This window comes from Pantoea sp. IMH (genome assembly GCF_000599885.1).
Classification (GTDB): domain Bacteria; phylum Pseudomonadota; class Gammaproteobacteria; order Enterobacterales; family Enterobacteriaceae; genus Erwinia.
In genome coordinates, this window is record NZ_JFGT01000005.1 from 562,559 (window position 1) to 576,209 (window position 13,651).

Genomic DNA, 13,651 nt, shown 5'->3' on the forward strand with positions numbered 1-13,651 from the left:
GGCGTTTTTGCTGCCTTTTATGGTCAGCATTCTTTTATTTTTCTTTACTATAGAACAGCAACATAAGCGCTGTGAAGCGAAACGAAAAAATAACGCTTATGGTTCACAAAAAAAGAGGAATTTCGGCCCGGAGGCCAGGGTGTGAGCGGTAAGTGAAAAGTGGAATGCCTTTACATTTAATTCTGTGCAAGAGAAATTGGCGATGTTATGTTTTGCCAGCCTGCTACAGGCCAGTCTTAAACGCTATAAATTATAAGGATATAAGCCTCGCAGGATCGGTAAGCGCTTACAGGTGCTAAGTCTTTATATTGTGTAGCGTAAAGTTGCCTGTTCTTTAGCCGATACCCAAAGGGTCAGAACGACGGTTTTTCAGAAATATTATTTAACTACAGGGTGCCAGAAAACTGGCGACGGACCCAGAGATTTGCCTATGCTCATTAACGCTTATGACCAGCTGCTGGTCGCCGTCTCGATTTTTGTCGCCATACTGGCTTCCTATACCGCGCTGGATATGGCAGGACGGGTCGCGACATCAGCTGGCAGGGTGGCCCTTATCTGGCTGGTGGGCGGCGGTTTCGCCATGGGGATTGGCATCTGGTCAATGCATTTTATCGGCATGCTGGCCATGAATATGGAAATGATGATGAGCTACGATCCCGCGCTCACCATGCTTTCCATGGCGGTTGCGGTCGCCTCCTCCATTTTTGCGCTCTGGATTGTCTGTTATGGTGAACTGCCGCTCTCCCGGCTGATTGTCGGCGCACTGACGCTCGGCAGCGGAGTGGTGGCGATGCACTATATCGGCATGGCGGCGCTGATGTTTGCGGCGGAAATCATCTGGAACTGGGGCTGGATTACGCTCTCTGTGATCATCGCGCTGGTCGCTTCAACCGCCGCGCTGTGGCTGGCGTTCAAGCTGCGTCAGGGCGGTGGAAAGCTGGCGCTGCTGCGCGCTGGCGCGGCTACGCTGATGGGCATAGCCATCGCAGGCATGCACTACACCGGCATGGCGGCGGCCAGCTTTCCGGCGATGAGCCACGCCAGTGAAATGGGCGTTAACAGCAACTGGCTGGCGGTGCTGGTGGTGGTGGTCACGCTCTCCATTCTCGGCATTACGCTTATTGTCTCCACGCTGGATGCACGTCTTCAGGCCCGCACGTCGGTGCTGGCCTCCTCGCTGGCGGAAGCGAACCGCGAGCTGGCACAGCTGGCGCTGCATGACAACCTTACCCGTCTGCCCAACCGTATTCTGCTGGAGGACCGGCTCGATCAGGCGGTCAATAAAGCCGAACGTGAAGGTAACTCGTTCGCGCTGATGTTCATGGATCTGGATGGTTTTAAAAGCGTTAATGACGCTTTTGGCCACCATATTGGCGATAACTTGTTGATTGCCGTCACCGAGCGGATGAAATCACTGCTGAAAGGCCACCATACGCTTGCCCGGCTCGGCGGTGATGAATTCGTGCTGCTGGTTGAAATCGGCGACCCTAATGATGCGGCCACCGTGGCCGATATGCTGGTCAAAGCGATTGATGTACCTTTCCTGATTTCCCGCTACGAACTGGCGGTATCGCTGAGTATTGGTATCGCCGTCTATCCCGGCGACGGCAAGGATGAGCGTGAGCTGATGTTTAATGCCGACGCCGCCATGTATCACACCAAAAATAATGGCCGTAACGGCTACAGCTTCTTCCAGCCGTCGATGAACACCATCGCCCAGAATCAGCTGCAGCTGATTAACGACTTGTGGCTGGCGCGGGACAACAATGAGCTTCGCGTCTTTTATCAGCCCAAGTTCTGCGCGCCGCAGGGGCCGATTATGGGCTTTGAAGCGCTGGTCCGCTGGCAGCATCCGCAGCGCGGCCTGCTGACGCCGGACACTTTTTTGCCGCTGGCGGAGAAGACCGGCCTGATTGTCACCATCGGCAACTGGGTTATCGGGGAAGCGTGCCGCCAGCTGCGCATCTGGCATTTGCAGGGGAATCCTCACTGGTCGATCGCAGTTAATCTTTCAGCGCTCCAGTTTGAGCAGGCTGGCCTGGTCGAAGCGGTCACCACCGCGCTGGAAACGCATCACATTTCTCCCGAGCTGCTGACGCTGGAAGTGACGGAAACCACCGCCATGCGCGATCCGGACGAAAGTATCCGCATTCTGACTCAACTGACGGATCTGGGCGTCAAAGCGTCCATAGATGATTTCGGTACCGGCTACTCAAGCCTGCTTTACCTGAAGCGGCTGCCGGCAAGCGAGCTGAAAATCGATCGGGCTTTTGTTAACGAACTTCAGGCGAAAAGTGAAGATGCCACCATTGTCACCGCTATTGTGGCGCTGGCGCAGACGCTTAACCTTAAAGTGGTGGCGGAAGGGGTGGAAACGCCTGAGCAACAGGCCTTTCTGACCGAGCTTGGCTGCAATTCGCTGCAGGGCTACCTGTTAGGCAAGCCGATGCCTGCCGACCAGGTGCCGGAGCTGACTCACTATGTGGATGGCAGGGAAGTTGACGTGCTGCCAGGGCTGAAAAAGAGAAAACAAGAAGCGGCTTGCCTTGCTGACACGGCTGACTCGCTCTGATCTTACTGACGCGATCTGAGCGGCGACAGACGCTGCTCAGGCGACAGAGCTGAGCAACCTGCCGTCCAGCCCGGCCTCCAGCCTGCTGCGTGATGCATTGTCCGGGGCTGTTAAATTACCGCTGTCAGACCTATAATAGTTGCCAAATTCTTTATACTGGCCTGTAACAGTTTTGGCAAAATATCAGCAGCTTATCGATCGTATTTCCCAGCAGATAGCCGATGAAATCTGGCTTCCGGGCGAGAAACTGCCCTCGCTGCGCGAACAGGTCGCGCTCAGCGGTATGAGCCTGATGACGGTGATGCACGCTTATCAGGTGCTGGAAAGTCAGGGCTGGATACAGTCGCGTCCGCAGTCGGGCTATTTTGTCGCGCCGCGCGCGGAATTCCTCAGCCAGCCTGCCAGCCACCAGAAGGTGCAGCTGGCGGAGTCGGTCGATATCAACGCCTTTATTTTTGATGTGTTGCAGGCGTGCCGCGATCCGGAGATCCTGCCATTTGGCTCTGCGTTCCCCGATCCCGATCTTTTCCCCCAGCGCCAGCTGATGCGCTCGCTCAGTGCGGTATCGCATACCCTCACGTCATCAGATGCCCTGAATAATCTCCCGCCCGGCAATGAGATGCTGCGTAAAACGCTGGCCCAGCGCTACGCGCTGCAGGGCGTGCAGGTCTCTCCGGATGAAATTGTTATCACCAACGGCGCGATGGAAGCCCTGAACCTCAGTATGCAGGCGGTAACGGAGCCTGGCGACTGGGTAATCATTGAAAACCCTTGCTTCTACGGGGCGCTACAGGTGATTGAGCGGCTGAAGCTGAAAGCCGTCGCTATCGCCACCGATCCCCGGGACGGCATGGATCTTGACGAACTGGAAAGGGCGCTGGCGCGCTGGCCGGTTAAAGCGTGCTGGATGATGACCAACCAGCAGAATCCGGTGGGCTGTACGCTCACCCGTGAGAAAAAGCAGCAGCTTGTGGCGCTGCTGGAAAAGCATCAGGTCGCGCTGATCGAAGATGATGTTTACAGTGAACTCTACTTCGGCGGTGACAAACCGCTTCCGGCAAAAGCCTTTGAGCAGCAGGGAAGCGTGCTGCACTGCTCCTCATTCTCAAAAAATCTGGTGGCGGGATTCCGCGTCGGCTGGGTGGCGGCGGGCAAGCACGCGCAGCGGATCCAGCGCTTACAGCTGATGAGCACGCTGGCGACCAGTGCGCCTATGCAGCTTGCCATCGCCAATTATCTCGGCACCCGCAGCTATGACACGCATCTGCGGCGGCTGCGGCAGGCGCTGGAGCTGCGGAAAAATCAGGCGCGACTCTCGCTGAGGCGACACCTGCCGGAAGGGGCCAGAATCAACGAGTCGCATGGCGGCTATTTCCTCTGGGTGGAGCTGCCGGGGCAGATTAACGCGACGGATCTCTATTACCAGGCGCTCCGCCACGGCATCAGCATCGCGCCGGGAAAAATGTTCTCGTCCGGCGATCAGTACGCCAACTACTTCCGGTTTAATACGGCGTGGGAGTGGGATGATAAAAAGGAGCAGGCGGCCGCCACGCTGGGGAAACTGATAGCATCAATGCGCTGAGGCGCCCGGAGAAAAGGCGCCCGGAGAAAAGGCGCCTCTGGGTGTCAGACGGTTGACGCGCGCTGCTGACCCCAGGTCAGACGGTAAACGTCGTAAAAATCGACTTCGCCTTTCAGCGACAGCAGTTTTTCAATGCCCTTCTTCACGCTGTCAGGCGCCGTCGGGCTGGCGAGGATCTCCTTCACCGCGCTCTCAGAAAGCGTACGCACGTAATACCACTCGCCGTAGTAACAGACGCGCAGATCCAGCGTATCGATATCTTCAAACCGGTAGCGCGGATTAACGTCCATCAGCATCAGCACGCTCATCACCAGCACAAACAGCGTCGCGCCCCAGAAGGCGGGCCAGCCAAGAAACTCGGTGGTAAAAATCAGCGCCACGGTCAGACCATAGCAGAGGTACATGGAGATCCAGAGACCCGGATGATTTTTCAGAAAGGTCAGGCTGAAGCGCGGGCGGTTATCGCGTTTTTCTTCACGATTCAGGGTGTCAATTTCACGCAGCAGGATTTGTTTGATGTCGTTCACGGTAGCCTCTCTCGTTATGGTTTTCAGTAAACCACAGCGGGTAAAGTTAATACAGACACAGTTAAGACAATCCGGGCTATAACAGTTAGCGTTTTACCCGTTTTTAGCACACTTTACGTCATTATATCGTGCACATCCGACGGCCTGAGCCAGGTTTTTTTACCGGTCCTGTGCGTTCTGGCAAGATGGTCGTATGCAATCGCGCGTCAGTTTGAGTTAAGTCTCAGTAAATAAAAGAGTTATGTGATCTGCGACTGCGCTTGCAAGTTGCAAGTTAGTTAATAAATGCCACAATTGATCTACATAAAAAGCGCTGCATACGCACCACAGGAGTCGCCGCATGGTTACGCATACCGCGAGTTTACTTAGCATGATGTCATTCGCCGCCGGTACGTTCGCCGCAGGCGCCTCAACCAGCCCGCAATATATGACTTTTCAGCCCACGGTTGGCGTACCGAACAACATCCTGCCGCTGATTATCTATCCGCAGGTTGTGCCGGAGGAGGTAGAGGACATTGCCGCCTATTTTGAAACGCAGTTTGGCCGCCATCAGTGGCCGCCGCGCTGGCGTTATCATGTCTTTCCTTACACGCACTATCATCCCAATACCCATGAGCTGCTGGGCGTGAGCGCTGGCTGGGCGCAAATTCTCTTTGGTGGCGAAACCGGGCGGGCGGTGACCGTTTACGCCGGAGATGCGGTACTTATTCCGGCGGGCGTGGGGCATCAGCAGCTGGCCGCCAGCGAGGATTTTTTTGCGGTAGGGGCTTACCCGACCGGGATGGAACCCGACACCAAACGCGACGATCCGGCGGATGTCACCCCGTCATTAAGCAAAATTGCGAAGGTGCCGTTGCCGCCTTTTGATCCCATTACCGGTGAAGAAGGGGCGGTAACGGAAATATGGCATCCGCTTGCACATCATCAGGCTGACGGGCCGAAGGAGTAGGGCGATATCCGCATCGTCGGACATTGCCCTTTACGATCTGCCGTTTCGGCCAGCCGCAACAGCATGCGATGGCCGATATCGTTATCCCAGTTAAAACTGTTTTGCAGCACCACAATGGCGTTTTTATGCCGGATATCCTTGCCGATATAACTGGCGTAGCCGCCAATAAATCCGGACTGACAGACTCGCTGCTGGCCGTTAATCTGATTGCTCAGCCAGGCCAGCGCCGCTGCATCGTTTTTTGCTGAGGCAACGCGCAGGGTGGTGGCATCTCTTAACGCCCGATCGGGATCGGCATGCCCGCTGCCATTGAGGTGCGCATCAAGGTAGCTCAGTCGATCGTTGGCGCTGGACCAGAGCGAGGCGGCACCGGTCATATAGCCGGAAAAGTGCCAGTCGGTACCCCTTCTCTACGGGCTTGTCAGAAACAGGAAAATCAGCGGAAAAAAGCTTACTCATAACGGGGCGCCGAACTGGAAATTTGGACTGCCGCGCGTTTTTTTATGCCTTCAGTAAGCTCCAGCGTTATTGCCTGCCTCCGGTTTCCTTTCATGCCCGCGATTAAAGCATGCACGCAAGTAAAATTATAATAAAAACAATATCTTATACAATGCGCTGTTTTTAACTTGTATTATCACCCGCCGCAAACAAATGCGTTCACCCCATAAATGACAGGGAATATTTACCCTCATTTATGAAAAATAAAAAAATTAGTTTGCAGGAAAAATTGTGATGCGGTGCCAGAACGGACCTTTGTAACTAGCCGATTTAAAAAGGCATTTTTTTTCATTACTCTGAGGCTAACGGTTAAACGGCGGGGTTAATTGATACTCCCTCAGGCGGGGGCCACACTTTCTCACCAGAACCTGGACATCTAGCGATGGACTTACTGGAGGTGAAAATGTTGTCTGAACAAAAGACTGCCCGCGTCTGGGATACGCGCCGGAGTGAAAAACGGCGGCGCATTGAGGCCCTGGGCGTAAACGGCAAAGTGCTTCCCACCGACGATATTGTCGGCCTGCTGCAAAAGCTCATTCTTCCCGGCGATCGGGTGGTGATGGAGGGGAACAATCAGAAGCAGGCCGATTTCCTTTCGCGCTCGCTGGCTGAGGTCAATCCCAACATCATTCACGATCTGCATATGATTATGCCGAGTGTGGGACGCAGCGAACATCTGGATATTTTTGAAAAGGGCATCGCCCGTAAACTTGATTTCGCCTTCTCTGGCCCGCAGAGCCTGCGCATCTCCCAGCTGCTGGATGATGGCCTGCTCGAAATCGGCGCGATTCATACCTACATTGAGCTCTACTCCCGACTTTACGTCGATCTGGCACCCAACGTGGCACTCATTGCTGGTTATAAAGCTGACCGTAAAGGCAATCTTTATACCGGGGCCAGCACCGAAGATACGCCAGCGCTGGTCGAAGCCGCCGCCTTCCATGATGGCATCGTCATCGCGCAGGTCAATGAACTCGTGGATGACGAGTGCGATCTACCCCGCGTGGACATTCCTGCCTCCTGGATCGATTTTGTAGTGGTGGCCGATAAGCCCTTCTTCATTGAACCGCTGTTTACCCGCGATCCCCGGCTGATCAAACAGGAACATATCCTGATGGCGATGCTGGCGATCAAAGGGATCTATGCCGAGCATCAGGTGCAGTCGCTGAACCACGGCATCGGTTTTAATACCGCCGCTATCGAGCTGTTGCTGCCCACCTACGGCGAGCAGCTCGGCCTGAAAGGCAAAATCTGTAAGCACTGGACCCTCAACCCGCATCCCACGCTGATCCCGGCCATTGAGAGCGGATGGGTGGAAAGCGTGCACTGCTTCGGCGGTGAGATGGGGATGGAAAACTACGTCGCGGCACGGCCTGATGTCTTTTTCACCGGCGCGGATGGCTCAATGCGTTCTAACCGCGCGTTTTGCCAGATGGCGGGTCAGTATGCGGTGGATATGTTCATCGGCTCCACCCTCCAGGTTGATGGCCTGGCAAACTCCTCCACCGTTACCCGTGGTCGTCTTTCCGGCTTCGGCGGCGCGCCCAATATGGGACACGATCCGCATGGCCGGCGTCATGCAACACCCGCCTGGCTGGCGATGATCGATGAGCCAGACCCGCTGGCCCGTGGCCGCAAGCTGGTGGTGCAGATGGTGGAAACCTTCCAGGCCGGGGGCAAACCGACCTTTGTGGAAAACCTGGAAGCCGTTGAGGTGGCAAAAGCGACCGGCATGCCGCTCGCGCCAGTGATGATTTACGGCGACGACGTCACCCACGTGCTGACGGAAGAGGGCATCGCCTATCTTTACCGGGCCAAAACCCTTGAGGAGCGCCGCGCGATGGTGGCCGCTGTTGCCGGTATCACCGATATCGGGCTGGGCGTGGATGCGAAACGTGTGGCGCAGCTCCGGCGCGAAGGTAAGGTCGCCTTCCCTGAAGATCTGGGTATTCGCCGCACGGAAGCCAGCCGCTCGCTGCTGGCCGCAGGCAGCGTCGCCGATCTGGTGGAATGGTCGGACGGTCTCTACACCCCACCGCCTAAATTCCGGAGCTGGTAATGAACAGAGAGCCGTCACTGCAAAGCATCGCTATGCCATCCGCGCAGCGCATCGAGGTGCCCTCAGCGATGATGGCGGCGCTGGCAACGCGTTGCCTGATTGATGAAGCGCGGCTGAGTCCTAAGCCGGGACTGGTGGACAGCCGGGGCAGCGGTGCGCATCAGGATCTGACGCTGGCGCTGATGGAGCGTTCCGCCCACAGCCTGCAGCCGACTTTCCAGGCGCTGGCGCTGCACAGCTGGAACCGGCCAGCAGACATCGCCCTTCGTCAGACCATCGGCAGATTGGGACGTGAAGGCGAACGGCAGATGATGCAGGCCACAGAGGGCGTGAATACCCACCGTGGCGCTATCTGGGCGATGGGCCTGCTGGTGAGCGCCAGCGCGATGCTGGCGGGTGAGCGCGCGCCACAGGCGCTGGCTGAGGCTGCCGCGAGCCTGGCACGCATTGCTGACGAGGCCGCGCCTAAGCTGTTCAGCAAGGGGTTGCGGGCGAGCCGGCGCTACCGGGTCCCGGGGGCGCGGGAAGAAGCTCAGCAGGGCTTTCCGCATATCCTTCAACTGGCGCTGCCGCAGCTTATCCGCAGCCGGCACCTTGGAGCATCTGAAAATGAAGCCCAGCTGGATGCGCTGATGGCCATCATGACCTCGCTCAGCGATACCTGTGTGCTTTCCCGCGCTGGCGCGCAGGGGCTGACCGCCATGCAGGAAGGCGCCCGGCGGGTACTGGCTGCCGGTGGCGTGATGCAGCCCGAAGGCCAGCAGGCGCTTGCGGCGCTTGATGCACAGATGATCCGGCTTAATGCTTCGCCCGGCGGCGCGGCAGACCTGCTCGCCGCCACCCTGTTTTTAGATCGCTTAGCCGATCTCCCTTTTTGAGAGGACGTTATGGAACAGATCACTTTTTCCCTTCCGGCCACGCGGAAGCTCAGCGGTAAAGCGCTGGCTGGCGTGGTGGGGTCTGGCGATATGGAAGTGCTGTTTGAGGCCGACGACAGCCAGAAGCTCACCGTCAGCCTTACCACCTCGGTGGATAACAGTAACAAACGCTGGCTTGCGCTGTTTGACCGCCTGAACACCCTGGGCGACCTGCCGTCGGGGCAGATGATCATTCACGATTTTGGGGCCACGCCCGGCGTGGCGAGGATCCGTATTGAGCAGGTTTTTGAGGAGGTAAGCGATGCGCAATGATCGCAGCTTTATCGAGCTGAAAGCGCGCCAGCGGGCCAGGCTGTTGCTGGATGAGGGTAGCTTTCGCGAGTTGCTGGATCCCTTTGAGGTGATCATGTCTCCGTGGCTTGGGCCGCAGGGCATCGTGCCGCAGTCCGACGACGGTATGGTGGTCGCCAGAGGCACCATCAACGGCCAGCCGGCGGTTGTGGTGGCGATAGAAGGCTCCTTTCAGGGCGGCAGCATGGGGGAAGTCTCCGGGGCCAAAATGGCTGCCGCGCTGGAGCTGGCGGCGGAAGATAACCGTAACGGCATCAAAACCCAGGCAGTTTTGTGTCTCGAAACCGGCGGCGTGCGGCTGCAGGAGGCCAACCTTGGTCTGGCGGCCATTGCTGATATTCATGCCGCCATTGTCGATCTGCGCCGCTACACGCCGGTGATCGGCATTATCGCCGGTACCGTTGGCTGCTTCGGCGGCATGTCCATTGCGGCGGCGCTTTGCAGCTACCTGATCGTCACCCGCGAGGCGCGTCTGGGGCTGAACGGGCCGCAGGTTATCGAGCAGGAAGCGGGGATTGAAGAGTATGACTCGCGTGACAGGCCGTTTATCTGGAGCATGACCGGCGGTGAAACCCGCTACCGCAGCGGTCTGGTTGATATGCTGGTCGAGGACGGTGAACAGGCGGTGAAAAAAGCGATGAATGAGGCGATTGCCAAAGGGATCCCTGCCCGGCACCGCTCGGACAACTATGACTATTTTCTGCCGCGTCTCAGCCAGTTCGATACGCAGAAACAGGCCGATGCACAGCAAATTACGCAGTTATTTGGACGGGAGGAACAAAAATGAGCGAATTTATCAGCCGCGGCGATCGGTGGTTAAGCCTGCTGACCGACAATGCTCCCCGCATGCCCGGCCTTTGCCCTTCCGTGCAGGTCGCTGACGGCATGCTGGACGGCGAACCCGCGCGCTTTATTGCCGTGGTGCCGGATGCGAATAACCACTATCCGCGCGCCACCAAGGGGGAAGTGGGGCTGCTGGAGGGCTGGACGTTAGCAAAAGTACTGGCGGAAACGCTGGCGGAAGATGCGGACAGCGCAACCAAACGCCCGCTGGTGGCGGTTATCGATGTGGCAAGTCAGGCCTATGGTCGTCGCGAAGAGGCGTTTGGCATCCATCAGGCGCTGGCTGCGGCGGCTGGCGGCTGGGCAAACGCCCGCCTTGCCGGACATCCGGTCGTCGGCCTGATTGTCGGTAAAGCGATGTCGGGCGCCTTCCTGGCTCACGGCTATCAGGCTAACCGGCTCATCGCCTTCAACGATCCGGGCGTCATGATCCATGCGATGGGGAAAGATGCCGCCGCCCGCATCACGCTCCGCAGCGTCGAGGCGCTGGAGAAGCTGGCCGAAACCATCCCGCCAATGGCCTATGACATCGCTAACTATAAATCCTTAGGGCTGCTGGAAGATCTGCTGGATATCCAGGATCCCGATGCCCCTTCGTCTGATGATCTTGCCACAGTACAACAGGCGGTTAAAAAAGCCGTCATCGCTGCGCGCAACGATCCCGGACTGAGCTGCCGGCTGCATGCGGAAAACCGCCGCAGCTCGGCGCTGGTGCGCGAAAAAATGCGCGCTGCCTGGTAACACACAACTAAGACAAACCTGCCCGGCCCCTTTCTGAGCACGCGGTTGCGCGCGCCCGGAAAGGGAGTCTGTACAAAAAAACATCGTACCTGTGCTATTCGCTTATCTAACGTTTACAGGTGGTATTTATGACTTACGTGATTGTTCACGCGCTTGCGCCAATTTTTGTCATTATGTTGCTCGGTTTTTACGCCGGGAAAGCAAAAATGGTGGATAACCGCAACGTCGCTTTGCTGAATATTTTTGTGATGGATTTTGCCCTGCCAGCCGCGCTCTTTTCCGCGACCGTGCAGACTCCGTGGCTTGGGATCGTTAAGCAAACCCCGCTGATTCTGGTGCTGGCGATGTGGATCGCCTGGGTGGCGATCTATTTTCTCTGCACCAAGGTGTTTCATAAATCGCCGCAGGATGCTGCTGTACTGACGCTGACGGTCGCGCTGCCCAACTATGCCGCGCTGGGTTTGCCTATTCTGGGCAGCGTCCTGGGGGAAAACCCTGCCACTTCACTGTCGGTCGCGGTTTCTATTGCCTGCGGTTCCGTGCTGATGACGCCGTTCTGCCTGATGATTCTGGAGCGTGAAAAGGCGCTGGCAGCCGGTAACGCACAGAAATCGGGCGCCGCCATGCTGCCGGTGCTGATGTGGCGTTCGCTGACCAAACCGATCGTCTGGGGACCGCTGCTGGGCGTGGTACTTTCCGCACTTGGTATTCATATGCCTGAGATGGTGCTGACCACCATCAAACCGCTGGGCCTGGCTGCGACGGCCGCCGCGCTCTTTTTGACCGGCCTGATCCTCTCCGCCCGCCAGCTGAAAATTAACCGGGCAGTTATCGTCGCCAGTTTGACCAAGCTGATTATCCAGCCGCTGATCGCCTGGGCTATCGTTATCGCGCTGGGCCTGACGGGACAGATTGCCATCACCGCAATCCTGATGATTGCGCTTTCGGCAGGCTTTTTCGGCGTAGTGTTCGGCAACCGCTTTGGCGTCCAGTCACCGGATGCAGAAGCCGCGCTGCTGATTACCTCTGTCTTGTGTATCATTACGTTACCGCTATTTATTTCATTAACCGCAGGGATCTGACATGTCGTTGCAATACCGGGCACACGATCTGATCTGGCTCCGCCATCCGGACGCGCTGCAGGGCGCGCTCCCGGAATGGGTTTCCAGTCAGTGGCGCACCTCACTACCGCTGGTGGTGCGTCGCGACTGGGATGAGAAGGGGCGCGTGCCTGTCGGGATCAGAGGATTACGCCGGGAGTTACGTGCGGCGGCCTGGATCGATCCCGCCGCGATCCAGCGTCACCTCGCGCCCGAGGCGCTGAGCGAACGCGATGTGTTGCTGCAGTCGCCGTTCGTATCCCAGCCGCCGGTGCAGGCAGCGGTACAGCTCGCTCAGCAGTCCTGGCCCTGGCGCTGGGGCATCACGGGCAGCGTGGGGTACGCCCTGGCGACAGAAGTGCCGGTACTGCATGGCGACAGCGATCTTGATTTACTTATCCGGAGTCCGGCACCTTTTGCGGAAGAGGAGTTTGACCGCTGGCAGCAGTTTTGCCAGCGGCTGACCTGCCGCGTGGATACCCAGGTGGAGACGCCTGTAGGGGCTTTTGCGCTGGCGGAATGGCTACGTGACGGACGGGTGATGCTGAAAACAAACGAGGGGCCGCGGCTGACTTCGTACCCCTGGGAGGGCGCTGCGTGAAAATTTTACTGACCTTTCCCGGCCAGGGACCGCAGCGTCCCGGCATGCTGCAACAGCTGCCGGATGGCGAGGCGCTTCTGGCGCAGGCCAGCGACGTGCTGGGCGAGCAGGTGGGCGATCTCGACAGCGTGGAGGCCCTTAAGCATACCCGGGCGGTCCAGCTTTGCCTGCTGATCGCAGGCGTGGCGCATGCCCGCGATCTGCAGGCTAAAGGGCTTGAGCCTGATATGACCTGTGGACTCTCCATCGGCGCGTTTCCTGCCGCCGTGGTGGCTGGCGCGCTCAGTTTTGACGCGGCGTTGCGGCTGGTGGCGCTGCGCGGGGAGTTAATGGAACAGGCCTATCCAGAAGGGTATGGCCTGACGGCGATCGTCGGCCTGACCCAGCGCGAGCTGGAACCGCTGCTGGTGGAAGGAAGCTGGATCGCCAATCTTAACGCCGAGCGGCAGCTGGTGATTGCGGGCAGCGAGGCCGCCATGCAGGCCGTGGCGGAACGTGCGATGGCGGCCGGGGCGCAGAAGGTCCACCGGCTGGCGGTCAGCGTGCCTTCCCACTGTGCGCTGCTGGCCGAACCGGCCAGCAAACTGGCTGATGCCTTCAGCAACGTCACCCTTAACCGTCCACGCTATGCCTATCTGAGCGGCAGTAGCGGCAGGGTGCTCTGGCAGCCTGAGCAGATTGCTGACGATCTGGCATACAATATGTCGCGCACCGTACGCTGGCATGAAGCGATGATTGCGGCGAACGAGCGTGATGTGCAGCTGGCGATTGAGATGCCGCCTGGTGCGGTGCTTACCGGGCTGACCCGGCAGGCCTTCACCTCGGGCGAAACCCTGTCGCTGGAGCAGGGCGGCAGCGACCTTGCCCTGACTCTGGCTAAGCGACTCCGGGATCCACGCTCATAAGTTACGCAAATTTATCTAACGTCCGGCGGCCAGTGGCAGGTTTGT

At 58.1% G+C, this 13,651-nt stretch carries 13 protein-coding genes; 11 read left to right on the forward strand and 2 right to left on the reverse strand.

The annotated features are described in order from the left end of the window. Positions 1-430 precede the first annotated feature (430 nt). Together EA20_RS0110895 and EA20_RS0110900 are read left to right on the forward strand one after the other, a co-directional pair. Entirely contained in the window at positions 431-2,572 is a 2,142-nt protein-coding gene (locus tag EA20_RS0110895; RefSeq protein ID WP_024966856.1) for a bifunctional diguanylate cyclase/phosphodiesterase, read from the forward strand. A 172-nt stretch (positions 2,573-2,744) separates the two neighbouring features. Continuing rightward, the gene (locus tag EA20_RS0110900; RefSeq protein WP_024966857.1) at positions 2,745-4,154 is read left to right on the forward strand and encodes a PLP-dependent aminotransferase family protein; all 1,410 of its coding nucleotides are present in this window, start codon (positions 2,745-2,747) and stop codon (positions 4,152-4,154) included. A gap of 44 nt (positions 4,155-4,198) precedes the next feature. Here the strand turns inward: EA20_RS0110900 and EA20_RS0110905 are convergent, their stop codons facing one another. After that, positions 4,199-4,681: a YlaC family protein gene (locus EA20_RS0110905; RefSeq protein ID WP_024966858.1), complete on the reverse strand. Its 483-nt coding sequence runs from the start codon at positions 4,679-4,681 to the stop codon at positions 4,199-4,201. Positions 4,682-5,021: 340 nt separating this feature from the next. Here EA20_RS0110905 and EA20_RS0110910 point away from each other — a divergent pair, with 340 nt between their 5' ends. Continuing rightward, complete coding sequence (locus EA20_RS0110910; protein WP_024966859.1) at positions 5,022-5,630, forward strand: cupin domain-containing protein; 609 nt, start codon at positions 5,022-5,024, stop codon at positions 5,628-5,630. Here EA20_RS0110910 and EA20_RS0110915 read toward each other — a convergent pair. After that, positions 5,606-6,007, reverse strand: coding sequence for a hypothetical protein (locus EA20_RS0110915; protein WP_024966860.1), 402 nt, complete (start codon positions 6,005-6,007; stop codon positions 5,606-5,608). The two genes, EA20_RS0110910 and EA20_RS0110915, sit on opposite strands and share 25 nt — an antisense overlap. Before the next feature lie 524 nt (positions 6,008-6,531). Here EA20_RS0110915 and mdcA point away from each other — a divergent pair. From mdcA to mdcH, 8 genes are all read left to right on the forward strand, one after another. Further along, complete coding sequence (gene mdcA, locus EA20_RS0110920; protein WP_024966861.1) at positions 6,532-8,187, forward strand: malonate decarboxylase subunit alpha; 1,656 nt, start codon at positions 6,532-6,534, stop codon at positions 8,185-8,187. Between the two features lie 32 nt (positions 8,188-8,219). Continuing rightward, positions 8,220-9,065, forward strand: a complete 846-nt coding sequence (locus tag EA20_RS0110925; protein ID WP_024966862.1) for a triphosphoribosyl-dephospho-CoA synthase — start codon at positions 8,220-8,222, stop codon at positions 9,063-9,065. Positions 9,066-9,074: 9 nt separating this feature from the next. Then, positions 9,075-9,377, forward strand: coding sequence for a malonate decarboxylase acyl carrier protein (gene mdcC / locus EA20_RS0110930; protein ID WP_024966863.1), 303 nt, complete (start codon positions 9,075-9,077; stop codon positions 9,375-9,377). Beyond that, positions 9,367-10,203 (forward strand): biotin-independent malonate decarboxylase subunit beta, encoded by an 837-nt coding sequence (locus EA20_RS0110935; protein WP_024966864.1) that lies wholly within the window; start codon positions 9,367-9,369, stop codon positions 10,201-10,203. Before mdcC ends, EA20_RS0110935 begins: the two co-directional genes overlap by 11 nt. Beyond that, a complete protein-coding gene (mdcE, locus tag EA20_RS0110940; protein ID WP_024966865.1) occupies positions 10,200-11,000 on the forward strand; it encodes a biotin-independent malonate decarboxylase subunit gamma in 801 nt (266 codons plus the stop codon). The genes EA20_RS0110935 and mdcE overlap by 4 nt, the downstream gene beginning before the upstream one ends. A gap of 128 nt (positions 11,001-11,128) precedes the next feature. Then, positions 11,129-12,082 (forward strand): AEC family transporter, encoded by a 954-nt coding sequence (locus EA20_RS0110945; RefSeq protein WP_024966866.1) that lies wholly within the window; start codon positions 11,129-11,131, stop codon positions 12,080-12,082. Position 12,083: 1 nt separating this feature from the next. Next, the gene (locus EA20_RS0110950) at positions 12,084-12,701 is read left to right on the forward strand and encodes a malonate decarboxylase holo-ACP synthase (RefSeq protein ID WP_024966867.1); all 618 of its coding nucleotides are present in this window, start codon (positions 12,084-12,086) and stop codon (positions 12,699-12,701) included. Next, positions 12,698-13,606, forward strand: a complete 909-nt coding sequence (gene mdcH, locus EA20_RS0110955) for a malonate decarboxylase subunit epsilon (protein ID WP_024966868.1) — start codon at positions 12,698-12,700, stop codon at positions 13,604-13,606. Before EA20_RS0110950 ends, mdcH begins: the two co-directional genes overlap by 4 nt. Positions 13,607-13,651 lie beyond the last annotated feature (45 nt).